At 38.1% G+C, this 26,705-nt stretch carries 17 protein-coding genes; 1 reads left to right on the plus strand and 16 read right to left on the minus strand.

The genetic code is table 11. The features are described 5' to 3' along the window. From ACLI50_RS15935 to ACLI50_RS16010, 16 genes are all read right to left on the minus strand, one after another. On the minus strand, window positions 1-2,664 hold the full coding sequence (locus ACLI50_RS15935; protein ID WP_343639733.1) for a TonB-dependent receptor: 2,664 nt from the start codon (window positions 2,662-2,664) through the stop codon (window positions 1-3). 208 nt (window positions 2,665-2,872) lie between these two features. Next, window positions 2,873-3,733, minus strand: a complete 861-nt coding sequence (gene nadC, locus ACLI50_RS15940) for a carboxylating nicotinate-nucleotide diphosphorylase (protein ID WP_343639731.1) — start codon at window positions 3,731-3,733, stop codon at window positions 2,873-2,875. 13 nt (window positions 3,734-3,746) lie between these two features. Next, window positions 3,747-5,318 (minus strand): L-aspartate oxidase, encoded by a 1,572-nt coding sequence (nadB, locus tag ACLI50_RS15945; RefSeq protein WP_137904406.1) that lies wholly within the window; start codon window positions 5,316-5,318, stop codon window positions 3,747-3,749. 31 nt (window positions 5,319-5,349) lie between these two features. Continuing rightward, on the minus strand, window positions 5,350-5,976 hold the full coding sequence (locus ACLI50_RS15950) for an NAD(P)H-dependent oxidoreductase (protein ID WP_411414203.1): 627 nt from the start codon (window positions 5,974-5,976) through the stop codon (window positions 5,350-5,352). 122 nt (window positions 5,977-6,098) lie between these two features. Continuing rightward, window positions 6,099-8,357: a T9SS type B sorting domain-containing protein gene (locus tag ACLI50_RS15955; protein ID WP_411414204.1), complete on the minus strand. Its 2,259-nt coding sequence runs from the start codon at window positions 8,355-8,357 to the stop codon at window positions 6,099-6,101. A 154-nt stretch (window positions 8,358-8,511) separates the two neighbouring features. Then, on the minus strand, window positions 8,512-10,770 hold the full coding sequence (locus tag ACLI50_RS15960) for a T9SS type B sorting domain-containing protein (RefSeq protein WP_411414205.1): 2,259 nt from the start codon (window positions 10,768-10,770) through the stop codon (window positions 8,512-8,514). Between the two features lie 165 nt (window positions 10,771-10,935). Further along, window positions 10,936-11,412, minus strand: a complete 477-nt coding sequence (gene rnhA / locus ACLI50_RS15965; protein WP_202841718.1) for a ribonuclease HI — start codon at window positions 11,410-11,412, stop codon at window positions 10,936-10,938. Between the two features lie 61 nt (window positions 11,413-11,473). Next, entirely contained in the window at window positions 11,474-13,060 is a 1,587-nt protein-coding gene (gene dnaB / locus ACLI50_RS15970) for a replicative DNA helicase (protein WP_110008416.1), read from the minus strand. A gap of 155 nt (window positions 13,061-13,215) precedes the next feature. Next, the gene (locus ACLI50_RS15975; RefSeq protein ID WP_411414206.1) at window positions 13,216-15,363 is read right to left on the minus strand and encodes a T9SS type B sorting domain-containing protein; all 2,148 of its coding nucleotides are present in this window, start codon (window positions 15,361-15,363) and stop codon (window positions 13,216-13,218) included. Window positions 15,364-15,466: 103 nt separating this feature from the next. Further along, complete coding sequence (locus ACLI50_RS15980; protein WP_202841714.1) at window positions 15,467-17,539, minus strand: T9SS type B sorting domain-containing protein; 2,073 nt, start codon at window positions 17,537-17,539, stop codon at window positions 15,467-15,469. 139 nt (window positions 17,540-17,678) lie between these two features. Continuing rightward, the gene (locus ACLI50_RS15985) at window positions 17,679-18,284 is read right to left on the minus strand and encodes a tetratricopeptide repeat protein (RefSeq protein WP_343639719.1); all 606 of its coding nucleotides are present in this window, start codon (window positions 18,282-18,284) and stop codon (window positions 17,679-17,681) included. A gap of 303 nt (window positions 18,285-18,587) precedes the next feature. Then, window positions 18,588-19,823, minus strand: a complete 1,236-nt coding sequence (locus ACLI50_RS15990) for an MFS transporter (protein WP_411414254.1) — start codon at window positions 19,821-19,823, stop codon at window positions 18,588-18,590. 92 nt (window positions 19,824-19,915) lie between these two features. Continuing rightward, the gene (locus tag ACLI50_RS15995) at window positions 19,916-20,278 is read right to left on the minus strand and encodes a hypothetical protein (RefSeq protein WP_110008421.1); all 363 of its coding nucleotides are present in this window, start codon (window positions 20,276-20,278) and stop codon (window positions 19,916-19,918) included. Between the two features lie 69 nt (window positions 20,279-20,347). Next, window positions 20,348-21,847: a GH3 auxin-responsive promoter family protein gene (locus ACLI50_RS16000; protein ID WP_411414207.1), complete on the minus strand. Its 1,500-nt coding sequence runs from the start codon at window positions 21,845-21,847 to the stop codon at window positions 20,348-20,350. Between the two features lie 134 nt (window positions 21,848-21,981). Beyond that, window positions 21,982-22,272 (minus strand): hypothetical protein, encoded by a 291-nt coding sequence (locus tag ACLI50_RS16005; RefSeq protein ID WP_227941372.1) that lies wholly within the window; start codon window positions 22,270-22,272, stop codon window positions 21,982-21,984. A 181-nt stretch (window positions 22,273-22,453) separates the two neighbouring features. After that, window positions 22,454-22,849 (minus strand): hypothetical protein, encoded by a 396-nt coding sequence (locus ACLI50_RS16010; RefSeq protein ID WP_227941101.1) that lies wholly within the window; start codon window positions 22,847-22,849, stop codon window positions 22,454-22,456. Window positions 22,850-23,101: 252 nt separating this feature from the next. On the opposite strand from ACLI50_RS16010, the gene mfd reads away from it, so the two are divergent. After that, window positions 23,102-26,470: a transcription-repair coupling factor gene (gene mfd / locus ACLI50_RS16015; protein ID WP_411414208.1), complete on the plus strand. Its 3,369-nt coding sequence runs from the start codon at window positions 23,102-23,104 to the stop codon at window positions 26,468-26,470. Window positions 26,471-26,705: the final 235 nt, after the last annotated feature.

Raw genomic sequence — 26,705 nt, forward strand, 5'->3', positions numbered from 1 at the left:
TTAGAAATTGAATGATAATGTTGCTGCCCAGGTTCTTCCGAATCCGAATAGTACACGGTTATCAGTTGCTACACCTTTATACATATATCCCAATTCTTCATACGTTTTCTTAGCAGTATTGTTAGATCCATCGGCTAATTTTGAAGGAGCGTCAGATCCAAATACGTTTGTTGATGCATCAGAAATATAGAAGGTATCAAATAAGTTGTAAACATTTGCTCCGACTGTGAAATACTGAGAAGCATCTTTTAGTCTGATTTTATATGAAATACCTAAATCAAATAAGTTGAAGTCTGGTAATTGTAATACACCTCTTTCTTGTGCTGTCTGGTTAGAGAAAGTAGCAATATCAATAGAAGAATATACTTTTCCAACATATCTCCATGTTCCAAAAATGCTTAGGTCTTTTACTGGCTTAACAGTTGCTCCAAGTGAAGCTGTCATTTGAGGGATACTGTTATTGCTTGTTCCTCCTACTTTTACTTTATCTAAGTAAAGAGTTGTTGAAGTTGATGTTCCTGATAATGTAAGAGGATTGTTGTTGTCATCAAAAGCTGATCCGGTTGCATTTCCTTTGTAGTAATAATCACCCCAAGAGAACATACCTTGAAACTCTAGGAAATTTGTTGGTCTGTAAACTGCATCAAATTCTACTCCCTGGTGAATTTCAGTAATCCCGCTGATTTCCGCATATCCTGTAGTCGTTGTGTTATCAGCTAGTGTAAATGTTTGGTTGGTTCTTCTTAGCCATCTGTCTCTCCATTCAGTTCTGTATAAGTTAACATTTGCACTGAATTTTTGAGATCTGAAACCATATCCTACTTCGGCTGAGAAGATTTTCTCATTCGTTAAGCTAGGGTTTAGAACCTGGAAGTTACTTGGATAGACAGAGTTCATGAAAGGCTGCTTGCTGTAATAACCTACATTAGCAAATACATTGTTTTGACTATCAATGTTATAGTTGGCACCCCCTTTAATGTTATATCCAAATAGATTTTTGAATCCGGTTTTTGTATTAACAACCTGTCCTTGCTGCTTAGTCACACCATCTTTAACGAAGTTATCGATTCTTTGATATCCTTGGTTGGATACTGATCCCTGAAGGAATGCAGATAATTTATCTTTAGTATATTCAACTTGACCAAAAGCACTGTACCAGATAACTTCACCATCGTTACTATATCCGATTTGCTCATTTAAAGGTGCTGTTTTTCCTCCAAATGGGTTCCAAGCAAGCTTTTTGTAGTCGAATGTTCTCGTAACGTTATAAGGTGCTACATTATTATTAAGAATTTCCTGATAACCTTTTGCTCCATACAAATCAGAAACTACCTGATAGTGGTAACCATAATAGTATCTATCATCTGTACCGATTGAGAAATTCCAGTTATCATTAACTTTATGCTGGAAGTTAGCTAAGATACCGTACCAGTTATGAGAATTGATACTTGATCTTCTGATAATACCATCTCTTACCTGATATTGTTTTCCGTTAGCCGGGTTTGTCACCGTGTAAGGAGCACCTGCTGTTATACCATTGTTTAGTGCGAAAATCTTATCATAGTCATAGGTTCCGTCTGCTCTTCTGTAAGAGTTGATATTGTTTGTAGAAGGAGTTCCGTTACTGTTGAATTTCCCATTCCAGAAACTTCCAAGATCTCCTGTTCCACCACCTCTACCATTAGACATATATAAAACAGTACTTAATTTTGACTTCTCGCTCATTGTCCAGTCCCAGTTCAACATTAATACTGGTTTTGAGTAATAATTGGCTCTGTTTGCAATAGAAGTTCTGCTTCCGTCAGCATTGATACGGTACCCCCAGTCAGAATTATAGGTTCTGTCAGGTGTATTATCGTGGTCTGGGTTATACGTTATATAATCTTTGATGAAAGGAGAGTAAGTTCTTTGATTATGCCATTGTGGAGATCCGGTAATCGTAAACTGGAAATTATGTTTCTTGTTTGGTTCCCATCCTAAGGCAAAATAGTAAGCATAGGATTCGTAATCTGTGTTTTGAATATAGGTGCTTCCTGCTTGTCTGCTCATTAAGAATGAAGAAGACCAGCCTTTATCAGACTTACCCGTATTATATGCAAAAGATGTTTTTAAAAAGTCATTGTTACCAACTCCTAATCTAACTACACCTCCTTTTTTCATATCCGAAGATCTGGTTAAGAAGTTCATAGTCCCTCCAACGGATGCAATTGCTAATTTAGAAGAACCAAGTCCTCTTTGTACTTGCATAGTGCTAGTAACGTCAGCTAGTCCAGTCCAGTTTGAGAAATAAACAGTACCTCCTTCCATATCATTTACAGGCATACCGTTTACCATAACTGCGATGTTTCTGGATTCAAAACCACGCATAGTGATTTGGGAGTCTCCAAATCCACCACCACCTTTTGTAGCGTAAACAGATGGTGTTACGTTTAGAAGTTCAACAAGCTCCTGGTTTCCTTGCTTTTCAAGAATCTGAGCAGCTTTGATTGTAGATACTGCTACCGGTGTTTTTCTATCTTTAGCGATATCGGTAACACCTCTTAAGATTACCTCGTCAATATCTTTGGACTTTTGTACTGTGTCCTGAACTTGTTGAGCGTAATAAACACTAGCTGTAGATAAAGTAATTACTGCAGTTAGTATCGATTTGTTGATTAATTTCATAATCGTTAGTAATAATTAGATTTAATTTTCTGCAAAATTCGCAAAATTAAATTTAACTATTATTAACTCAATGTTAATTTTTACTCAGTCTTAATAATGTTAAAGTGTTAAAAATCAGTATTGTGGCTAAAAATTGAATTTTTGTATGAAAAAAGTCATGTTATTGAATTTTTAACAAACCGGGGGTGTTTTTGTTAAAAATTCAACGCTATTTCACTGCTTTGAGACTCAAATCTATATTCTCAGCAGAGTGGGTAAGGGCTCCTACAGAGATATAGGTAACACCTGTAGAGGCAATTTCTTTCAGCATATCGCGGGTAATTCCTCCTGATGCTTCAGATTCACAAGAACCGTTGATCATTTTTACAGCCTCCTTCATTGTTTTTACATCCATATTGTCTAACATGATTCTGTCAACTTTAGCATTGATAGCTTCCTGTACCTCTTCAAGATTTCTTGTTTCAACCTCTATTTTTAACTTTTTCTTATTCCTTTTAACATAGTCTTTCGCCATTGCCACAGCATTGGAGATACTTCCATTGTAATCAATGTGGTTGTCCTTCAGCATGATCATGTCATAAAGACCATACCTGTGATTGGTTCCTCCGCCAATAGCCACTGCCCATTTTTCACACATTCTGAAGTTGGGAGTTGTTTTTCTTGTATCTAAAAGTTTAGTTTTTGTGCCTACCAATCGAGAATCCCATTCATGAGTAAGGGTTGCAATCCCACTCATTCTCTGCATACAGTTAAGAACAAATCTCTCTGTGGAAAGGATAGATCTAGCACTTCCTGTAACTATAAGCGCTACATCTCCGAATTTACATGGAGTTCCATCTTTAATGAAAACCTCTACTTTTAAATTCTTATCAAATGTTTTAAAGATGATTTCTGCCAGCTCAACGCCTGCAAGAATACAGTCCTGTTTTACCAAAAGTTTAGCACTTTGTACAAGATCCTGTGGAATAGTAGATAGGGTAGAGTGATCCCCATCCTGAATATCTTCTTCAAGAGCGTTTTTTATAAATGTCTTTAATGCTTTATCTGTTACGTATGCTGGTCTTTTCATTGTGTGATTTCTGTTAGGCTAAGTCTTTATTATAAAATGCTCCTTTATTCTCCGTCATTTCCATGGATTGGGTAATGATGAGATGGGCAACGGTTGTAAGGTTTCGTAATTCCGATAATTGGGGGGAAAGAATAGAATAGTGGTATATTTCATCTACAGCAGCGGCAATTTCCTGGTGCTTCTGTAATGCCATATTCAGACGTCTGTTGCTTCTGACAATTCCTACCAGATCACTCATCATTTCCTGAAGCTGCTTTCTGAGATAGCTTACGATGACCATTTCGTCCATGATTTTCATTCCTTCTTCATTCCATTCCGGAACGGCTTTCAGGTCATCAAAGTTGAAACTGTTTTCATTCAGAAGTTCTACTGTTTTCATTGCGGCATTATGCCCGAAAACCAAACCTTCAAGAAGAGAATTTGAAGCAAGCCTGTTGGCACCGTGTAGTCCTGAGTTGGTACATTCACCCACAGCAAAAAGATTTCTGATGGAGGATTGTCCGTCTCTGTCTACTTCGATACCTCCCATTAAATAGTGGCAGGCAGGTACAACAGGAATCAGCTGAGTGAAAGGATCAATTCCTTCATCTTTACATTTTTTATAAATATTAGGGAAATGTTCCAGGAATTTTTCATGGTTCATTTCCTTGCAATCCAAGCCGACAAATTCGTCTCCGGTAATTTTCATTTCGGCGTCAATGGCTCTTGCAACAATATCTCTGGAGGCTAATTCTTCACGTTCATCATATTTATGCATGAATTTTTCGCCCCTTTTGGTTCTTAATTTTGCTCCGTCTCCACGAACGGCTTCTGAAATCAAAAACAACATTCCATCCATTTTGCTGTAGAGAGCTGTTGGGTGAAACTGGTAATACTGCATATTGGAAACCTTTCCTTTGGCACGGGCAACAAAAGCAATTCCGTCCCCTGTTGCAATCGTAGGATTGGTGGTGTTTTTGTAAACATGTCCTGCGCCTCCTGTGGCAGCAAGCGTTATTTTAGAAGTAATTTTTTTGATGGTTTTGGATTTCTCATCCAGAATGTAAGCACCGTAGCAGTGGATGTCTCCTTCGTTAAGTTCCTTTCCGGGAACATGGTGTTGTGTAATGATATCAATGACGTAATGATGATCCAGGATTTCAATATTCGGGCTGTTATTGGCCGTTTCCAATAAAGCTCTTTCGATTTCAAAACCTGTAATATCTTTATGATGTACGATCCTGTTTTCAGTATGGCCTCCTTCTCTTCCTAAAGCAAATTTACCGTTCTTCATGTCGAACTGTGCTCCCCATTCTACAATTTCATTGAATCTCGCAGGAGCTTCTCTTACCACCATTTCTACGACGTCACGTTTGTTTTCTCCGTCGCCGGCACGCATGGTATCGTCTATGTGTTTTTGGAAATTATCATTCTGAAAATCTGTAACGACGGCGAGACCGCCTTGTGCATACTTGGTATTGCTTTCGTCTTCATCAGACTTGGTTACAATAATAATTTTGGCATCAGGGTGCTGTTCAGAAACTTTAATGGCATAGGAAAGTCCGGAAATGCCGGAACCGATTACTAATACATCCGCTTTTATCATATGCTGGCTTTAGGTACAATCGTTTAAAATATTAAATAAATTTAAACAATTTTTCGTTTGGTTTTCTTACTTTTTTCATGTGCTGGAAGTGATCTTCTTCGGAACGGTAACCTAAAGCGAGGGTAACGGTTACTTTTTCTGTTTCAGGATTGACCTTCAGAATATCTTCTATAAGATCCTGGCGGAAACCTTCCATGGGACAGGAGTCAATATTTTCAATAGCTGCGGCATACATAAGATTGGCCAATACTATATAAGACTGTTTTTCTGCCCAGTTGAAAATTTCATCATGTGTTTTCTGGTTAATATGCTGATTAATACTGTTTCTGAAAGGATCAAGTTTTTCCATTGGAGTATCCCTTACTTCTGAAATATGATTAAAATAGCCCCGGATATAGTTCTCTTCTATGAATTTTTTTGAGATAATAACAATAAGATGGGAACAGGTGGAAATCTGAGATGGATTATAAAAAGCAGGAATTAATTTCTGTTTCATCTCCTCGCTTTCAACAATCACAATTTTATAAGGCTGAAGTCCCAGCGAACTGGCAGACAGCTTTCCTGACTCAAGAATGTTGTGAAGGGTTTCCTGAGGAATAATCTGATGATTGAATTTTTTTACAGAATATCTTCTGCTTAAAGCTTCCAAATAATTCATAGGACAAATTTAAGCATTGAATATGAATAAAGAGTCTTTAAAATGAAATATCTCCTTCTTGTTAATACAAAAAATCACCCCGGCCGGGCGGGGTGATTCTTTTGATGTGTCGGAAAGTGTAATTATTCTCTGTTTTTTACAACAATCCAGCCTGAGAATTTTATCGGAGTACTGTTTTTATTATTTTCATTCCATGAAACAGAATACCAATAGTTTCCTGTAGGAACTTTTTTACTTCCATTGGTAGTTCCTGCCCATTTGTAACCGTTAGTTTTATCGGCCTGGAACATTTTGTAACCATACCTGTCGAAGATGGCTATTTCCAGGTTTTGTTTATTGGCCAAAGCTGAATAATCTATAAAATCATTCTTGCCGTCATCGTTAGGTGTAATGATATTGATAAGGTTGGGTACTGTAATATTGACTTCAACAGGAACACAATTATAACCGTCTCTTACATATACTTTAGCTTCTCCTCTTGCAATATTGGTAAACACATTGGAATCCTGCCAGTTGATATTGTCCATAGAATACTGATAAGGAGGAGTTCCGCCATTGGCATATACTGTTACCGTGCTTCCCGAAATGTCAACCGTTGTAATAACCGGATTGTCGGAAGGGTATACTGTTACTTTCTGTGTTGCAACACAATCTCCGGTTTTAAGTTTTACCCAGTAAGTTCCTACTCCTACATTTTTGATAGATTGAGTAGTGGCTCCTGTGCTCCATTCGTAGCTTTTGAAACCTGCTCCTGCATCTAAAGTAGTTGTATTTTCTATACAAATTGTCTTGTCTAGCAAAGTTCTTGAATAAACAGGAGGGATTACAGTTAATGTGACTTTAGCAATAGAATAACATCCGTTTGAGCTGAATACTTTAATATAAACCACACCGTTAGGGGCAATGTAAGCTGCCGGAGTAGAGATAGCATTGGTTCCACTGATAGCGTCTGCCAGGGACGGATAATATTCTTTTGTAAGTCCACCCTGAGAAACGACAGCTCCTGTAAGATTAAAGGATGCCATAGATGGGTTGGTTTCGATAAAGCAGGATTTTATTTCAATATCATTCACAACCACAACAGGGTAAATGTTCAATGTAATTTTAGAAGTACTCACACATCCCTGAGGAGTCGTTACTTTTACATATATTGTTGCTGCTGCAGATGCATAGGCAGAAGGGTTTGTTATCTGATTCGTACCATTGTTCAAATCGTATAAAGTAGGGTAGAATTCTTTGGTAACTCCGGCAACAGTTGTTACAGCAGCCGTGTTGAGGTCAAATGTTGCTGTCCCGGCATTGTTGTTATTACATCCGGTCAGACTGGCATCGGTTGCTGCAAATGGAGTAGGATTAAGCTGGATAACACCGTCGCCATTATCGCAGAGAGTGGAAGTAGGGTCCTTGACTACCACTTTGATTGTCGTATTTCCTGAATATTGGAAATTTGAAGGATTCGCGATAGGCGTTGAGCTTCCTAATACATAATATGTGAAAATATAATTTCCGGGATTATTTACAAATTGAGAATTGTAAGAAGTAAGATCTACCACGCCATTTCCGGTAGCTGGATTTGTACAAACGAATGGAGTTATGGTATTGCTTAGGATAGGAACTTTATCTACAAATACCTTAACATTCTTAATAGAATGTCTTGCACTGGCACCTCCGGTTGCTGCAGAGAAACCAAAATATCCCTGCGACATTCCCACGGCACCTCCTGAAGGAGCAAAAGACTGATCTACAATAAGAACACCGTTTATTCTCACTTTGATAATCCAGTTTGTAGGGTTGGTAAGATCTGTTTCTCCATTTACCTCAACATGTCTGTAAGTGTCTCCTACAAACGGATTGGTAGCAATAAGATCCGGAGAGTGAAAAGTACTTCCCGGAGTCGTGTTGAACTCAATATTGTTACCGGCTGTATTATTGGTGCCATAAAGAATGTGAACTTTACTCATCTGGCCTTCAGTGGTATTGTTGAAGATATCAAAACCAACCATGAGCCCGGAAGCATTGGCCGGAATTCCCAGACCTCCTCCTGATACAAAACCTGTTGGTGGATTAGCAAGATACCAGAAGGTAAAACCGTCTCCTTTTCCAAACTGAGTGGTTCCGTTTCCGTCAATTCTGAAATCGAATTCCACTTTCCACTTATCACAATAGCTCAGAGTGATGGGAGTGGATAATTTTACAGCCCCATATCTGCTGGTCTGATCGGTTGTCAGTCTTACAAAGTCTCCGCTTACTGCAGCATCAGAGACAAGATCCCAGCCCGTTGTATTTACAGGATTTCCGGTAAGTTGATAGGTTTGCGAAAGAAATCTTCCCGGCAGGCATAATAAGATAGTCAGTAAAAAAATGAGTATATCTTTTTTCATAGTGGATGGATTATGATGTTATTGTTTTTTGATATAAAATTGTTTTGGTGTTTACATTATTGATGATAAGCAGTGTCCGGCCTCAATTTGGTTGGGCAAATCCTGTTTTTTAATACCGAAACTACCCCAAATGAGGTAGTTTCTGATAGTAATTTTATTCTCTGTTTTTAACCAATACCCAGCCTGAGTATTTTGTTTCGGTATTGTCTTTATTGTTTTCGTTCCATGAAATGGTGTACCAGTAAGTTCCTGTAAGAACCTTTTTACCGGAAGCTGTTCCGTCCCAGGTGAAGTTTCTCATTTTTCCAGCTTCATACAATTTGTTGCCATATCTGTCGTAAACAATAAATATCAGATTTTTCTTGTAAGCCAGTGCTGAGTAATCAATGAAATCATTCACGTTGTCGCCGTTTGGAGTGATAGCATTAATCAGGTTAGGAACAGTAATCTGAACTTCAACAGGTGTGCAATTGTAAAAATCTTTTACATACACTCTTACTTCGCCTCTTGCTAAACCTGTGAATATATTGCCAGGCTGCCAGTTCACTCCATCCAGAGAAAACTGATATGGAGGTGTTCCTCCTGCTACATTGACAGTGATCGTATTGTTGTCAATATCGATGCTGGAGATTACAGGATTTGCAGATGCTTTTACATTAACAGTCTGCGTAGTGATGCAGTTGCCGGTTTTCAATTTTACCCAATAAGTTCCCACGCCTACATCTTTAATGGATGAGGTTGTTGCTCCGGTACTCCATTCATAACCATCGAATCCCGGGCCGGCATCCAGATCTGTTTTCTCACCAATACAAATGGTTTTGTCTTTCAGAACAGAAGACGTTACAGGAGGTAATACAATAAGATTGATTTTAGCAATATTAAAACATCCGGTGGCATCGGTTACTTTAGCATACACTGCGGTAGTTGTAGATAAATACTGAAGAGGATTCATGATTTCATTGATGCCGTCCAGAGCATTTGCTATAGAGGTGTAATATTTTTTGGCAGCACCAGTACCTAAACTAGTAACATCTGCAGCAGTCAGATTAAAAATAGCACTGGTAATATTATTTTCAATAAAACATGATCTTAAAGTAGCTTCTTTCACAGGGGTATCCGGATAGAATGCCAGTGTGATTTTAGCCGTACCTGTACATCCCTGAGGGGTTGTTACTTTTACATATACTTCTCCGGGAGCAGAGAAGTAGTTCCCGGGATTTTGAATTTCATTCGTATCTGCATTAAGATCTGCCAACGTTTTGTAGTATTTTTTAACAGCACCGGGAACACCTGTAACATTTGCTGTATTCAGGTTGAAAGTGGCTGTTCCTGCTTTGTTATTGTTACATACCGTAATCGTTTTGTCTTCCGCTTTGAAAGGAGCTAGAACCAATAAAATTTTACCATCCGGGTTATCACAAAGCAGCCCTGCATTATCTTTAATAACCACTGTAACCGTTGTGTTGGCATTGAACTGGTAATTGGCAGGATTAGCAATAGGTGTAGAACTTCCAAACGGATAATAGGTAAATGTATAATTGGAAGGGTTGCTGACAAATTGTGAGTTGAAAGTAGTCAGGTTTACAGATCCATATCCGGTTGTAGGGTTGGGGCAGAATGACTGTGTTGCTGAATCCTGTAAAATAGGAACTTTATCCGTATAAATTTTTACATTTTTAATGGAATGTCTTGATCTTGCTCCTCCTGTAGATGCTGAAAAACCAAAATATCCTACTGTCATTGCAGCAGCAGTGCCTGAAGGCGCAAAAGACTGATTACAAATTACATTACCGTCTATTGTTATTTTTATGATCCAGCTGGTAGGAGCTGCGGGATCTACCTGTGCTGTCACTTCCACATGTTTAAAAGTGGTTCCCTGAAACGGTTGTGTAGTATTCAGATCCGGTGAATGGAAAGAACTTCCGGGAACGTTAAAGAACTCAACGTTATTGGTGTCTGTTGTGTTTTGAACCTGCCCGTAAGCCACGTGAACCTTGCTCATGGTAGCAGTTGTGGTATTGTTGTAAGTGTCAAGCCCTACCACAAGACCCACTGCATTTTGAGATACCCCAAGTCCGGATCCTAATACGCTGGCAACAGGAGGGTTAGCGAGATACCAGAAGGCAATTCCATCACCGTTGGAGGTTTGGTTGGAGTCCATTCTGAAATCAAATTCTACTCTCCATTTGTCGCAATATTTTAAATTGATGGGGTCATTCAGCCTGATAGAACCGGACTGGTTGTTGGTATCCGGTGTAAGCTGAATAAAATCTGTGTTTACCTGGGTGGGAGAAACCATGGTCCATCCGGTTGTTGTTACCGGGTTTCCGATAAGCTGATAAGTCTGGGCAAAGGACTTCCCGGCTATACAGAGTAAAAAAACAGATAAATACAATAATAGATTTTTATTCATTTATAATGGGACTTAGATTAATATGTAAAGATATTAAATCCCAGTTAAATAATGTGTATTTAATGTTAATTTCGCTTAAATTTTAATAATATTTTAAAAAAATACTGCTAATTATGAGATAATGGTGAATATTGTAGTGTCTATTGAATATTTACATTAATTAAATTAAAATAACGAATTGTTGTCCAAACCTTCAAAATAAGTATCGATTTCAAGATCGGGAGAACTCGCTGCTGCAACGGCTAATTTGTCGCAAAGCTCGTTTTCAAAATGCCCGGCATGACCTTTTACCCAATGCATTTTTGGGGAGTGTTTGTTATACAGCTCTACAAATTTTTTCCATAGATCTGGATTTTTTACGTTTTTCCAGCCTCTTTTGATCCATCCGGCAATCCAGTTCTGGTTGATCGCATCAGATACATATTTGCTGTCTGTGTAAACGTGGATATCGTTTTCTGTAGATTTCAGTTTTTCCAATGCTGTAATGACCGCCAGAAGTTCCATTCTGTTGTTGGTCGTTTTCCGAAAACCTTTGGAAAATGTTTTCTGGTAATTTTTTTCAGGAACACGCATGAGAATTCCATATCCGCCTTTTCCCGGATTTCCGCTGCAAGCCCCGTCGGTATAAATTTCGATTCTCAAACCTGTTTTTTAAAAATGGATGTATTGACTACAATTAAACTGATCTAAACTTTAGTCTTTCTTAAAACGGGAAATCATCATCGTCATCAAAATCATTCATTGAAGAACCGGAAAGTTTTGAGTTGTCCGGAAGATCAAATGCTGCTCCTGGCTGAATCGTTGTTTTAATCTTGTCAAAGCCGCTTGGTTCTCCAAAGTTGGAAGGATATCCTCCTCCGGCACCACCATCAAATGCAGCTTCAATGTCACCGAATTTGGCAAAATGTTTTAAGAAAGATAATCTGACATCTGCTGTAGCACCATTTCTATGTTTTGCAATGATAAGTTCGGCCTGGTTTTCAGTAGAAGTTTCCTGTCCTTCTTCATCATTATCCCAAACGGTAATTTTATAATACTCCGGTCTGAAGATGAAAGATACGATATCCGCATCCTGCTCAATTGCTCCGGATTCCCTCAGATCTGAAAGCTGAGGTCTTTTTCCGGGACGGGCTTCCACACTTCTTGAAAGCTGGGAAAGAGCAATTACCGGTACGTTAAGTTCTTTTGCAATCGCTTTTAATGAACGTGAAATCATGGAGATCTCCTGTTCACGGTTTCCAACTCCTTTTCCACCGCCACCGGCTGTCATCAGCTGAAGGTAGTCAACCATGATAAGTCTTACTCCATGCTGCATCACCAATCTTCGGCATTTTGCACGGAAGTCGAATATGGAAAGGGAAGGTGTTTCATCAATATATAAAGGAGCGTTTTCCAGTTCAGATACATTGGAAAATAGTCTCTGCCATTCTTCATCATCCAGGGTTCCTTTTCTTAGTTTCTCTGAGGAAATTCTTGTTTCAGAAGCAATCATTCTGGTGATAAGCTGTACTGAGGCCATCTCGAGAGAGAACAGAGCCATAGGAATTTTGTGGCCTACTGCAATATTTCTTGCCATGGAAAGAAGAAAGGCTGTTTTACCCATCGCCGGACGGGCGGCAATAATGATGAGGTCAGAATTCTGCCATCCTCCGGTTTCCTTATCCACATCTCTGAATCCTGAAGGAACTCCGGAAAGTCCCTGCTTATCTTTTAACGATTTAATCGTGTCAATAGCTTGTTTTACCAATGAGTTGGCAGTATCGAATCCTTTCTTGATAGTTCCGTTGGTAATCTCAAAGAAAGACTGTTCTGCCTTGTCCAGAAGTTCAAAAACATCTGTAGATTCTTTGTAGGAAGAATCAATTACGTTAGCAGAAACATTGATAAGGCTTCTTAAAATATACTTTTCAAGAATAACACGTACGTGATATTCGATATGGGCGGATGAGCTTACTCCCATGGTGAGGTCAATAATGTAATGATCACCACCTGCCTGGCTCAGCTTGTCTTCTTTTTTTAAATCCTGAATGATTGTCATTAAGTCTACCGGGTGGTTGCCTTCATACAATTTTAGAATAGTAGAAAAAATGACCTGATGTCTGGGGTCATAAAATACCTCCGGGGTAAGAAGGTCAATGGAATGGTCAAGACCTTTTTTGTCAATCAAAAAAGTTCCGATAACCAGTCTTTCAAAGTCCACTGCATTGGGAGGCATTTTTCCATCCGCAATAGACAATTCTTTTGCAAAGTTTCCGTGTGTCAGGGATGATAATGTTTCTTTCTGCGCCATGGTGCAAAGATAGTTTATTTAAAAAATAATAAAAAAATAGTATTCAACAAATTATTAGCAGTCTTTCGTAAAATGCTGTAAACAGGAGGTTGGTCTTGTTGATAAAAAAAATCACCCCGGTCTGAGGTGATTTTTCAAAAAAGATGAAGTAGAACTTATTCTTTATTCTTTACCAATACCCATCCTGAATATTTAGTTTCGGTATTGTTTTTATTGTTTTCATTCCATGAGATCGTATACCAGTACGTTCCGGTTGGGATTTTCTTACCAAAGGCAGTTCCGTCCCATGTAAAGTTATTGAATTTCTTAGCTTCATGAAGTTTATTCCCATATCTGTCATATACAATGAAGATAAGGTTTTTCTTGTAAGCTAACGCTGAATAGTCGATAACATCATTTACGTTATCTCCGTTCGGAGTGATGGCGTTAATAAGATTAGGAACTGTTATCGTTACCTGGATAGGTGTACAGTTATAAGTATCTTTTACATATACCGTATTTTCTCCTCTTGGAAGTCCAGTGAATGTATTGGAATCCTGCCAGTTAACACCGTCTACAGAATATTGGTAAGGAGGAACTCCTCCTGTAGCTGTTACAGTAATATTGTTGTTGGTAATTTCGATTCCTGATACCACCGGCTGAAGGCTTGCATGTACACGTACTTCCTGAAGTGTGAAACATTTTCCGGTCTGAAGCTTTACCCAATAAGCACCAACACCTACATTGCTGATAGATTGTGTAGTTTCACCAGTGCTCCATTCGTAGCTTACAAATCCAGGACCTGCATCCAGGGTAGTTTTGGCTTCAGCACAGATTGTTTTATCTTTTAATACCGCTGATTTTACAGGAGGTAATACTACCAGGTCTATTTTAGCAATTGAATAACACTGTTTGTCATTATCCACTCTTGCATATACTGTTTTGCTTTCTGAAAGATAGTTTAATGCCGCTATAATAGGGTTTGTCTGTGCTTTCGCATCAGCTACTGTTGTGTAATACTTAATAATAGTTCCGGTAGGGGTTGGAACAGGTACACCAATATCTGCTTTGGAAAGATCAAATGTCGAACGCGTCACATCATTATCGATGTAACAGTTTTGGAGTACAGCATCTTTCAGTACAACTGATGGGTAGAATAATAATCTGATGGTAGTAGTTGCGATACATCCGAAAGAAGAAATTACTTTTACATAGATGGTAGATTCAGCAGAAACATAGTTGGCAGGATCTGTAATTTCATTAATATCTGCATTCATATCTGCCGCCGTTTCATAATACTTGATCGTTGCTCCGGTTCCTCCAAATACATTGGCTGTTGTTAAGTCATATTTTGCAGTACCCGCTCCGTTGTTGTTACAGGAGTATAAAGTAGCTGAATTGGCAGAGATACCTACATTGACAAACTTGAATTTTCCGGTTATGAAACATCCGTTGATAGGATTGGTCGGATTGGTGGGATCCTGATACACAATTCTGTAATAATATGTTGTAACTCCGTCTACAGTAGTTACTGTAAGAGGATTCTGTCCTGTAAGGGCGTCGTTGGTTGTTTTGTGATAAGTAACCTTGAAGTTCGTGCTGTTACCATTAATAATAGCTGCAGATAATGTTGTAAAATCAAACTGGGTAGGCAGCGCACAAACCATTACCTGATTAGGATCATTAGGAGCCGCTCCCGGAATACCCGGCGCGATAAATGGGTTAGGCGAAAGAACAGGATCGTTAAATGCTGAACTTAAGCTTGCAGTCCCTGTCCATTCTAAAGAAAAACCATTAACAGATCTACTGAAGTTGTCAATAACCAGATAATAAGTCTGGCCAACCAATACATCCATATAAGGACTCCATTTACCATTGTTCATACTCGATGTAACACCCGGAGGATTGGTAGGGAATACGGCTGGTGGAGCAAGAGTCAGATCGAGACCTGTATCTCCTGAAGTACCGCTATAGTTACATCTTATGGGCTGTATGAAAACGTGATCCGCATTCTGTAACGAAGCACAGCCGTTAGCTGTTGGTCCGTAAACTGCAAAATCATAATCATCATCCTGATCGTTAGGTTTTATTGTAAATGCCAGTGTTCCTGGTGTGGATACTGTGAAAGTGTACCAAACTGTATATCTTTCATTGGTACTGAGGCATCCACCGTTTTGGTTAAGAATTTCTATTATATTCCCCGGGCCCGAAGGGGTGTATGAAATGTCAGAATTACCACAGATGGGAATTGCTGTGACACAATCTGACTGTGAAAAGGCCATTTGCGTTATCAATAAAATAAAAAGGAGTAATATTTTTTTCATTGTTAAAACTTTTTTTTGTTAAACAAACTTGAAATCAATAAATTTTTATCACTATTTGTAAAAGAAAAAGCCGCCAAAGCGGCTTTTTGTATTCTAAGGTGTTTTATTCTCTGTTTTTTACAACAATCCAACCTGAAAACTTGAAAGGAGTGTTCTTCTTGTCATTCTCGTTCCATGTTACAGAATACCAGTAGGTACCTGTTGGGATATTCTTGCCTCCAATTCGGCCATCCCATTTGTAACCATTGGATTTGTCTCCCTGGTGGATTTTTGTTCCGTATCTGTCAAAGATACTCAAAATAAGATTCTGTTTGTCTGCCATCGCAGAATAATCTACAACATCATTGATACCATCTCCGTTTGGAGTAATCATATTGATAAGATTAGGAACAACTACTGTAACTTCAATAGGCTCGCAGTCATAAGCATCCTTTACATACACTTTGTAAGTTCCTCTTGCTACATTAGAGAATGTATTGGAAGCCTGCCATAAAATTTTATCCATAGAGTACTGGTAATCCGGAGTTCCTCCAATAACATTGATCGTTAATGTAGTGTTGGAAATATCAACATTTGTTACTACCGGCTGTTCAGAAGGATATACCGTTACTTTTTGAGTGGCAACACATTCCCCTGTTTTTAATTTTACCCAGTAAACTCCTACGCCTACATCTTTGATAGACTGTGTTGTAGCTCCGGTACTCCATTCGTAGCTTTTGAATCCAGGTCCCGCATCCAAAGTGGTAGTATCTTCCATACAGATGATTTTGTCTTTCAATACACTGGATGTTACCGGGGCAATTACAGTTAAACCAATCTTTACCACTACATAACATCCTCTGGTGTCAGACACTCTTACATATACTAAACCGCTTGGTGCAATATAATTAGCATTTAAAATCTCATTGGTTCCGTCAATTGCATCTGTTAGTGAAGGAAAGTATTTTTTAGTGATACCTGCCTGTGGCGTGATAACAGCAGCATTATCAAGGTTGAATAAGGCTGTGGAAGGATTCGCTTCAATAAAGCATGATCTTAATTCTGCATCTTTTGCAATAATTTGCGGATAGAATTTAAGGGTAATTTCTGCAATATCACTACATCCGAATACAGAAGTTACTTTTACATATATTTTACCCTCTGCGGAAACAAACTGATAGATGTTGGTAATCTCATTAATTGAGTTATTCAGATCGTATAAAGTATAATAATATTTCTTGGTTGCGGTAGGGTCAGGGAAAACATCTGCAGTCGTAAGGTCATAAGTTGCCGTACCTGCATTATTATTGTTACAGCTTGTTAACGTTACGTCTGTTGCCTTGATGGTACCATCTTTAAATTTAAATTTACCGGTCTGTCTGCATTTATTAATAGGGCTGTTAGGGTTTGTCGGGTCAGTATAATTGATACTGTAGAAATAAACACCAACAGGAGTAACCGTTTGAGGACCAACAAGAGGGTTGTTGCCGGTTAAGGCATCATTTTGACTTGTATGATAGCTGATGCTGAAATTTGGATTGCCGTTAAGAATTCCTGCTGATAACGATGCAAAATCAAAAGTCGCCGGATTAGAACATATGATGACTTCTCTTGGGTCATTAGGGTTAGCCCCTGGAATTCCCGGAGGTACAAATGGGTGAGGCTGTATATTCGGATCGGTGAACGGAGACGATAAAGTAGCCGTTCCGCCCCATGATAATTTGAATCCGTTAGCTGTTTCTCTGTGGTTATTCACAATGATATAGTAAGTCTGGCCAGGCAATACATCCATGTATTTTACCCATTTGTCTCCTGTAGCGGTTTCACTAAGATCTGTAGAGGTCATGTTAAGACCTGTATTCCCACTTAGTCCGGAATAGGAACAACGTATTGGGGTACCAAGGTTTGAGCAGGATTTGTCAGGCCCATAAACACCAAAGTCATAATCATCACTCTGGTCGTTAGGGATGATTTCAAAGGTAAGGGTTCCGCCTGTAGCTATCGTAAAAGAATACCATACCGAGTACTTTTCGTCAGAAGTTAAACATCCGCCCAGATCTTCCGCAATGTCTCCGTGTCCGCCTGGTGTATATGAAATATCAGAGTTACCGCAGACCGCCATTGCAGTACCACAATCTGACTGGGCAAATAAAATATGTGAAAATATGATTAAGAAAACAAGTAATGTTTTTTTCATGAGAATTAATTTTTAAAAACAAATATTAAAACTGTTTAATTACTAAAAATGCTCTTTTTATCTGATAATTTCGAAATCTTTCATAACAAAAAAACTGATCGTCCCAATTAGCTCAGGAGATCATGCATTTTACTTATTGTTAATTTGTTCCGATCAGTTGTTTTCCCCAGTTGGGTGAACTGGATGCAATGCCTGATGTTTCAAATTCTTTGGCTGCTTTTTGATATAGCTTTATAGCTTCAGTCTTGTTTCCCTGCTTTTCAGCAATTTCAGCTTTTAGAAAGGAAAGTCTTGGATTGTTCTTTAAAGTTGTTTCTGCCTTATTCATGAAACCTGCCACGGTTTTTAATTCCTTTTGTGGATCTGCCGCTGTTTTTATTCTGATTTTCTGAAAATGAATAAGCGCAAGAAGAAGATTTACTTCTCCATTGTTCTTTTCAGAAGCAAGGGATTGCATGGCCAGTTTTCTTGCAGTCTCATTAGGCTCTCCAAGAGGGCTGTTTGGACTGTTATTTAAAAGGAAATTCGTTTTAAGATACAATGCTGCTGCTGCATAATAATTAGCCTGCCATTTATCTGAAGTTTTAGCTTCTGAAAATCTGGAAAATAGCATATCGTAATCGTTTTCTGTTTTAGCGTTATCGAATTGTAAAACAGCTTGTTGTAAGGTTTGATCTGAAAAAAATTGAGCATTCATCAGAGAACCTGTCACGAGAAAACTCAAAATTAGTAAAAGTTTAGTCATAGGGGGATATTTTATGAAGCAAATATAAAAAATTATTAACGTTAAATTAAAGATTTTAGGATATATTTAATGAAAGTAATGTATTGGTTTTAAATGTGGTATTTTATTTTTGGGATTCAATAATGCATAGATCGCAAATATATGAGCGGTTTTAATAAATATTTGAGATTGAATTCTTTAATAATTTTTTAAAAAACAAGTATAAAACAAAAATCAGAATAGAAAACGTTCTATTCTGATTTTAAGTATTTCGGATTTTGATTTTTTTAATATCCGATTTTAAATAGGCTGGTAAACAATAAGTTAATATTGCATCTTTCTCAATTTAGGATTGGTGCTTCCTACAAGCATTGCAACTAAAACAGTCATACAGCCGCCAAATACAACAGAGCGTACTACTCCCAGTAATTTGGCCATAAGCCCGCTTTCGAACTGTCCCATTTCATTGCTGGACATAATGAAAATGGAGTTCACACTCAGAACACGTCCTCTGATATGATCAGGCGTTTTTAGCTGAACAATGGTACCGCGGATAACAACAGAAATCCCATCCAGCATTCCGCTCATCACCAGAAACATAAAAGACAGCCAGTATAGTTTTGATAACCCGAATCCAATAATACATAGTCCGAATCCGGTAACAACCGCAAGAAGTATTTTCCCTTGATTTTTCCGAAGAGGAACAATAGACAAAATAGTAATAATACACATGGAGCCAATATCTGAAGCAGCGTTCAGTAAGCCGAAACCTTCAGCACCCGACTGTAAAATATCAGTCGCAAATACAGGGATCATGGCTACCGCACCACCGAAAAGTACGGCAAACATATCAAGGCACAGCGCTCCCAGAATCTCTTTGGTTTTAAAAATATACGAAATCCCTTCACGCATACTTTCCACTACATTTACTGTTTCCTTTTTATATTCAGAATGCTGTTTGTGAAGCTGCCAGAAGAATAACGACGCAACAAATATTAATGTTAAAATAGCAACCAGGGTCCATTTTACCCCGATAAACCCAATAAGAACACCGCCAATAGCGTGGCCGCAAACTGAAGATATCAGGAAAGTTGCCTGGTTTAAGGTTACTGCATTCGGAAGGTTTTCTTTCTTTACGATTTTAGGAATCATGGAAGGAACAATAGGACCGATAAAGGCTCTTGCTATCCCTGTGAAAAAAATAACGCCATAAATATAATAGGTAATCTGATGACCTGTAAAGTGCATTTCCACATTAAAGAATGCAGGAATCAGCAGAAGCCCGATCAGAAAAATATAAGCATAATTACAAATAAGGAGCAGCCTCTTTTTTTCATTCATGTCAATAACATGTCCGGCATACAGGGCACAGCTTACCGCAGGAATTACCTCAGAAAGTCCGATAAGGCCTATGGAAAAAGGATCTTTTGTTAATTGATATACCCACCATCCTAATAAAGTGGCAAGCATTCTGAAAGCTAAAACAATAAAAAATCTCCCGGTGAGAAGATTTCTGAACTCAACATTTTGTAATGTTTGTAACGGGGTAAAGGAAATCATGAACAAAAATAGCCCTAAAAATTTATTTAGGGCCATTTATATGTCAGTTTTTGAAAGATATATTAAATAAGTCTCAAAAGATAATATCTATTTTAGTCTGCTCTTGTAGAACTTAGTACGATAGCGGCAACACCAGCTGCGCCAATGATGGTAGCCCCTGCGGCAATTCTTGCCTTTCTTCTGTCTTTTACAGCAGCCACATTGGCTTTAGGAATAATTACTTCTGTACTGTCTTTTTTACCGGCTGTACCTACCAGATTTTCACCAACAACGTTTCTGAATAAGATGGTCTGCTTTGGTGAGCCATCTCTCATCGTTACTTTATATATTTTTCCGGCTTCAAGATTAGAGTAGTTGTTTTTTGAAATATCTTCGCTGTATTTTGTAGTAGCACAAGATGTAATAACAAATAAAGATGTTAGTAAAGATGATTTCAACAGTACAGATGCTTTCATTATTTTCTTTTAGTTTTTCAAATTTATAATTTTTTTTGAATATACGTTTTTGGAATTGAAAAAATATGATTAAAATTTGTAAATTCCCAATAAATCTGCAATCTTTCTGTCATTAGCCAATCTTGGTGTCTTATTCTGGCCCCCTAATTTTCCCTGGGATTTGGCATATTCATGAAATGCTCCTTTCTTAAGTCTCGTAATCTGCAATTTCTGTAAAATATTCCCTGAAATCAAATCATCATAGTAAGTATTTCTTTTACGAAGCTGCAGATCAAGGTCATCCCTGAATGCTTCCAGGTTCTCAGGTTCTTTTTCAAATTCAATCAGCCATTCGTGACAGGGAAGTCCTTCAGCCGGATTTACCTGCGGAGCCAGATGGAATTCTGTGATCTGTGCCGGATATTTTTCAAGGGCAGCTTTCATTGCTTCCTCTACTTCAAAAGCAATCACGTGCTCTCCAAATGCAGAAGTAAAATGTTTTGTTCTTCCACTTACCAAAACCCTGTAGGGATCTTTGCTGATAAATCTTACAACATCTCCTATAGAATAGGCCCACAAACCGGAATTGGTCGTAAGAATTAATGCGTAATCTTTATGAAGCTCAACTTCTTTTAAAGTTAATCGCCTTGCTCCGGGCTTACCGTATTCTTCCAAAGGAATAAATTCATAGAAAATCCCGTGATTGGTTAATAATAGTAATCCTTCTTGAGTATAATTATCCTGGAAAGCAAAAAAACCTTCAGAAGCTGGAAAGGTCTGAACAATATCTACTTTACCTCCCAATAGCTCCTCCATTTTATCACGGTAAGGTTCGTAATTAACACCTCCGGTTACAATAAGCTGAAGATTAGGGAAAAGCTGTTTGATCTTTTTACCATGTTTCTCTGTCAGTTTCTCAAAATACATGATCAGCCATGGCGGAATTCCTGAGATCAGCGTCATGTTTTCATGTTCCGTTTCCTCAATGATTTTATCTACCTTAGACTCCCAGTCTTCCATAATATTGGTTTCCCAGCTTGGCAGACGGTTTTTCTGAAGGTAATTGGGAATGTGATGCGCTACAATACCTGATAGCCTTCCCGTTTTTATTCCGAATACTTCTTCCAGCTCCGGGCTGCCCTGGAGAAAAATCATTTTTCCATTCACGAAATCAGCATTGTTTTTTCTGCTGATATAATGAAATAAGGCGCTTTGAGCTCCGGCAATCTGAAATGGCATTCCTTCTTTGGAAATCGGAATATACTTAGAACCGGAAGTGGTTCCTGAAGTTTTGGCAAAATACTCCGGAGTTTCTGTCCATAGAATATTAGCCTGTCCTTTTTTTACCCTTTCAATATAAGGTTTCAGATCTTCATAATCAGCTACAGGAACTCTGTCCTGAAATTCTTTTACAGAATGAATATTTTCAAAATCATGTTCCCGCCCGAAAAGTGTTTTTTGAGCAGTATTCACCAGAGAAAGGAGTAAGTCTTCCTGGTTTTTCTCAGCATTTTTTTTGAAATCCTCTGCTTTTTGGACGTGTTTTTTTGCCCAGATCAGCGCTGCATTTTTCTTGAAGAAGTTTAACATGGGTCAAATTTATAAATAAGTAGAGAATCTGAAATCATTTTTATGAAGCTTCACATAAAAAAACCGATGGAACTGGTTCCACCGGCTTTTCGAAATTTGATTATGAAAATAACAACTATATGTTAATGTTATGCTTATTTGTTTGCTTTGTACCTTTTATCAGGAGTGCCGTCTTTTTTCAGGTGTTTGTTTTCTTTATATCTCTTATCCGGAGTACCGTCTTTTTTCATTTTGGCAGCCGGTTGTGCAGGCTTAGCTGCTTTTGCATCCATTGCCGGTTTTGCTGCTTTCACTTCAGCCGGTTTGGCAGCTGGTGTTGCTTTTACTGGTGGATGCGCGGGAGTACTTTTAGCGGGAGCAGTCTGCTGAGCAGTGGCAAGTCCTAATCCCAGGATCAAAGACATTGCAGATAAGAATTTTTTCATAAGAATTATTGTTTGTTTTTTGTTGAATAAAGATATACAAAAAGCAGGCTACAAAACCGGGATTTTCAAACTTAACTAAAGTTTATTACAGCTTAAAAAAAAATTAAAACACTTCATTTACAATGAAAAAGCCTGTCTCCATTTACAGAAACAGGCTTGCATAATATATAAATAGACATGGCTAGCGCGTACAATTGGCTGTCCACGTTTTGCCATCCTTAGCGTATAATATTTTTAAGTCATTATTATCAATTCTGATGTAAGAAGTTGCTGTAGAACCAACCATAACAAGAGTATGATCTCCTTCCTGATTAAACTCTATTCCGTTAAGATCCGGAATACTGTTGGAGAAAGCAAAATTATACTTGGTGCCACTGGCAATCTTTGTTACAAATACACTTCCGTTATCTGTGCTGATATTGGTGGATCCTCCGTCATTATAAGAAACTTTTCCTTTATAAGTTCCTGCGAAAAATTCATTGTTTACCGGATCATCATCTTTACTGCACGACGAAAAAGATAATGCTGTAAATACCAACAGCATCATAACTCCTAAGATTTTAATTGCTTTTTTCATAATATTATTCTTAAATGTTTGGTTATAACTTAAAAGCCAAACACTATGCCACGGAGAAAATAGTTGAATCTTTTTAACAGGTTATTAAATAAAATTGTAAAAAATTAAGAATTATAAGGGTAAGTCGTTTATTTTAAACCGTCAGTCCTTCCGTTTTTCAGAGGAAGAGAAAAAATATCCTTACCTTTGTGTATCATAAAACGGTTTCGGAAAACTCCCGAAATCGCTTTGTCGTTTATACCATCACTATTTATGCAGTTAAAATCCATCAATGAAAAGTTCCTTCCAGACCTTATGCAGAAAGAGTTTGGAAAAGAAATTTTTACCCAGTTAGAAAACAATCAGCATATTACCGTAAAGGGAAGTGCGGGATCTTCGGTTTCTATTTTTGTGGCGGAGCTATTTTTGGTCCAGAAGAAAAATATTCTTTATCTGGTAGATGATAAGGAGGATGCTTTGTATGCCAATACGGAGATGGAGGATCTTTTGGGTAAGGATAAAGTGTTATACTTTCCGGCAACCCACCTTGAACCTTACCAGGTAGAAAAAACTCAGAATGCGAATCTGGTTTTAAGAACGGAGGTCCTGAATAAAATAAATTCCGGGAGGTCTCCCAAAGTGATTGTTGCCTATGCTGGAGCTTTATCTGAAAAGGTATTGAAAAAGGAAGATTTTAAAGCAATTTCCCATCATATAAAAGTTGGGGATCAGCTTGATTTTGATTTTGTGGATGAACTGCTTAATCATTATCATTTCCAGCAGGCTGATTTCGTTTCAGAACCGGGAGAGTTTTCTGTAAGAGGAGGAATTGTAGATGTCTTTTCCTATTCACATGAAAAGCCGTACAGAATTACTTTCTTCGGTAATGAAGTGGAAAGTATTAAAACCTTTGATATCGAAACCCAGCTTTCGGTAGATAAAGTAAAAGATTTTCAGCTGGTGTCCAATATGAACTTTTCTGTGACGGGAACCAGAGTTTCTTTGCTGCAGTTATTGCCTGCGGAAAGTTTTGTAATTTCCAGAAACGGAATGGTGGGAATGCAGAAGATAAGAGCGTTCTACGAAAAGTCTCTGGAAAAATATGATAGCTTAAGTAAAGATATTGCTCACAGGACTCCGCAGGAACTTTTTATTTCTGATCAGGAGTTTTTGTTCGATTATAAAAAATTCAAAACGGTTGATTTTGGAGGAATAGTTATTGAAGGATTGAAAGAAGTAACTGAAGTAAAAATGGAGCAGCTTCCACAGCCTTCTTTTCATAAAAACTTTGAACTGCTGATTGAAGATATCGAAGAAAAGCAGAATGACGGATTTGATACCTGGATTTCCTTTTCAACAGAAAAGCAGAAAGAAAGGCTGGAGTCTATTTTTGAAGAACTTGAGCATGAACTCCCATTTAAAAGCTTTAAGTCTGAACTGCACGAAGGATTTGTCGATAATGGGCACAAACTGCTGGTTTATACGGATCATCAGATCTTTGACCGTTACCAGAGATATAAAGCGAAAAATACCTTTGCAAAATCTGAACAGCTTACCCTGAAAGACCTGATGTCTCTGAAAATCGGAGATTATATTGCCCATATCGATCATGGAATCGGGAAGTTTATGGGATTGGTGAAAGTGAACAATGACGGAAAGATTCAGGAATGTTTCAAACTGACCTATAAAAATGGAGACTTATTATATGTAAGTATTCATTCTTTACATAAGATCTCAAAATATAATGGGCCGGATGGAAAAGAAATCGTTCTGAGTAAACTGGGATCTCCGACGTGGAAATCTTTAAAACAGAAAACAAAAGCGAAGGTAAAGCAGATTGCTTTTGACCTTATTCAGTTGTATGCCCAGAGAAAAACGGCAAAAGGGTTTGCATATACTCCGGATTCCTACCTGCAGAATGAGCTGGAAGCCAGCTTTATTTATGAAGATACTCCGGATCAGGAAAAGGCTACCGTAGATGTAAAGAGAGATATGGAAGCTGATACGGTAATGGACAGGCTTGTGTGCGGAGATGTAGGTTTCGGTAAAACGGAAGTTGCAATAAGGGCGGCATTTAAAGCGGCTACAGATGGAAAACAGGTTGCAGTATTAGTGCCTACAACTATTCTTGCTTTTCAGCATTACAGAAGCTTTAAAGAAAGGCTAAAAGATTTTCCGGTAAATGTTGCTTATGTCAACAGATTCAGGACAGCCAAGCAGAAATCTGAGACTTTAGAGGCTTTAAAGAACGGAAAAGTAGATATCATCATCGGAACGCATCAGTTGGTAAGCAGTTCTGTGAAATTTAAAGATCTTGGTTTATTGATTATTGATGAAGAACATAAATTCGGAGTTTCAGTAAAAGATAAATTGAAAACGCTGAAGAATAATGTTGATACTCTTACACTTACAGCCACTCCTATTCCTAGGACTTTACAGTTCTCATTGATGGCAGCGAGGGATTTATCCGTTATCAAAACACCGCCGCCGAACAGGCAGCCTGTGGATACACAGTTAATAGGATTCAATGAAGAAACGCTTCGTGATGCGGTTTCTTACGAGCTGCAGAGAGACGGCCAGGTATATTTTATCAATAACAGAATCGAAAACCTGAAAGATATTGCAGGGCTTATTCAAAGGCTGGTTCCTGATGCGAGAGTAATTACAGGACATGGGCAGATGGAAGGAAAACAGCTTGAAAAGAATGTTCTGGATTTTATGGAAGGTAAGTATGATGTTCTTGTATCCACTACCATTGTAGAAAGTGGGGTAGATGTGCCGAATGCCAATACTATTTTTATCAATGATGCACATCGGTTTGGGATGGCGGATCTGCATCAGATGAGAGGAAGGGTAGGGCGAAGCAACAGAAAAGCATTCTGTTATCTGATCACTCCTCCTTATGATATGATGACCTCCGATGCCAGAAAACGTCTGGAAGCTATTGAGCAGTTTTCAGATCTCGGAAGTGGTTTCCAGATTGCGATGAAAGATCTGGAAATCCGTGGTGCCGGTGATCTTCTGGGTGCCGAACAGAGCGGGTTCATCAATGAAATGGGGTTCGAAACTTATCAGAAGCTAATGCAGGAAGCTTTGGAAGAGCTGAAAGATGATGCTGATTTTGAAAGTCTTTTTGAAAATGAAGAAGACAGACAAAAGCTTTTCAAATCTGTAAAGGATGTCAATATTGATACTGATTTAGAGTTGATGCTGCCGGATTTCTATATTTCCAATACTGAAGAAAGGCTGCTCCTGTATCAAAAAATTGCTGAAATTACCAACGAAGCAGATCTTCATCAGTTTGAACTGGAGCTGATTGACCGTTTTGGAGCTTTGCCGAAAGAAGCTGTCAATCTCTTAAAAAGTGTTTCCCTGAAATGGCTTGCTGCTGAAATTGGTTTTGAAAAGATTGTCATGAAAAACGGAGTATTTTTAGGCTACTTCCCGGGGAATCCTCAGGATAAGTTTTATCAGACAGACAGATTCAGACATATTATTAATTATCTGACCCGGAATCCTTCTGAGGCCCAGCTTAAAGAAAAGTCCGGAAAAGAAGGTAATCAGTTAATGATGAGAAAAGAAAAAGTTAAAAATGTAGATGAGGTTAATCTTTTGTTGAAAGCAATCATTGAACATGATTAAATTTTAATTCCTGGTTACTGGAAATAATATCATAAAAATTATTAGAAACGTGTAAAAAACTTAATTTTTTACACGTTTTTTTGTGATTCTTATCATGTTTTTATATTGTAATATTCCTGTTAAAGAGAATTAAGGCGGTTTTTGAGCATTTAAAATCACTTTTCAATGATTAAAAAAATTCTGTAAATCCCCGTACAGTAAGGGTTTGAGACGTTAAATGTTTTTTTGAGTTATG

Origin of the sequence: Chryseobacterium cupriresistens (assembly GCF_046614675.1) — a bacterium.
In the GTDB taxonomy this organism is placed as follows: Bacteria; Bacteroidota; Bacteroidia; order Flavobacteriales; family Weeksellaceae; genus Chryseobacterium; species Chryseobacterium cupriresistens.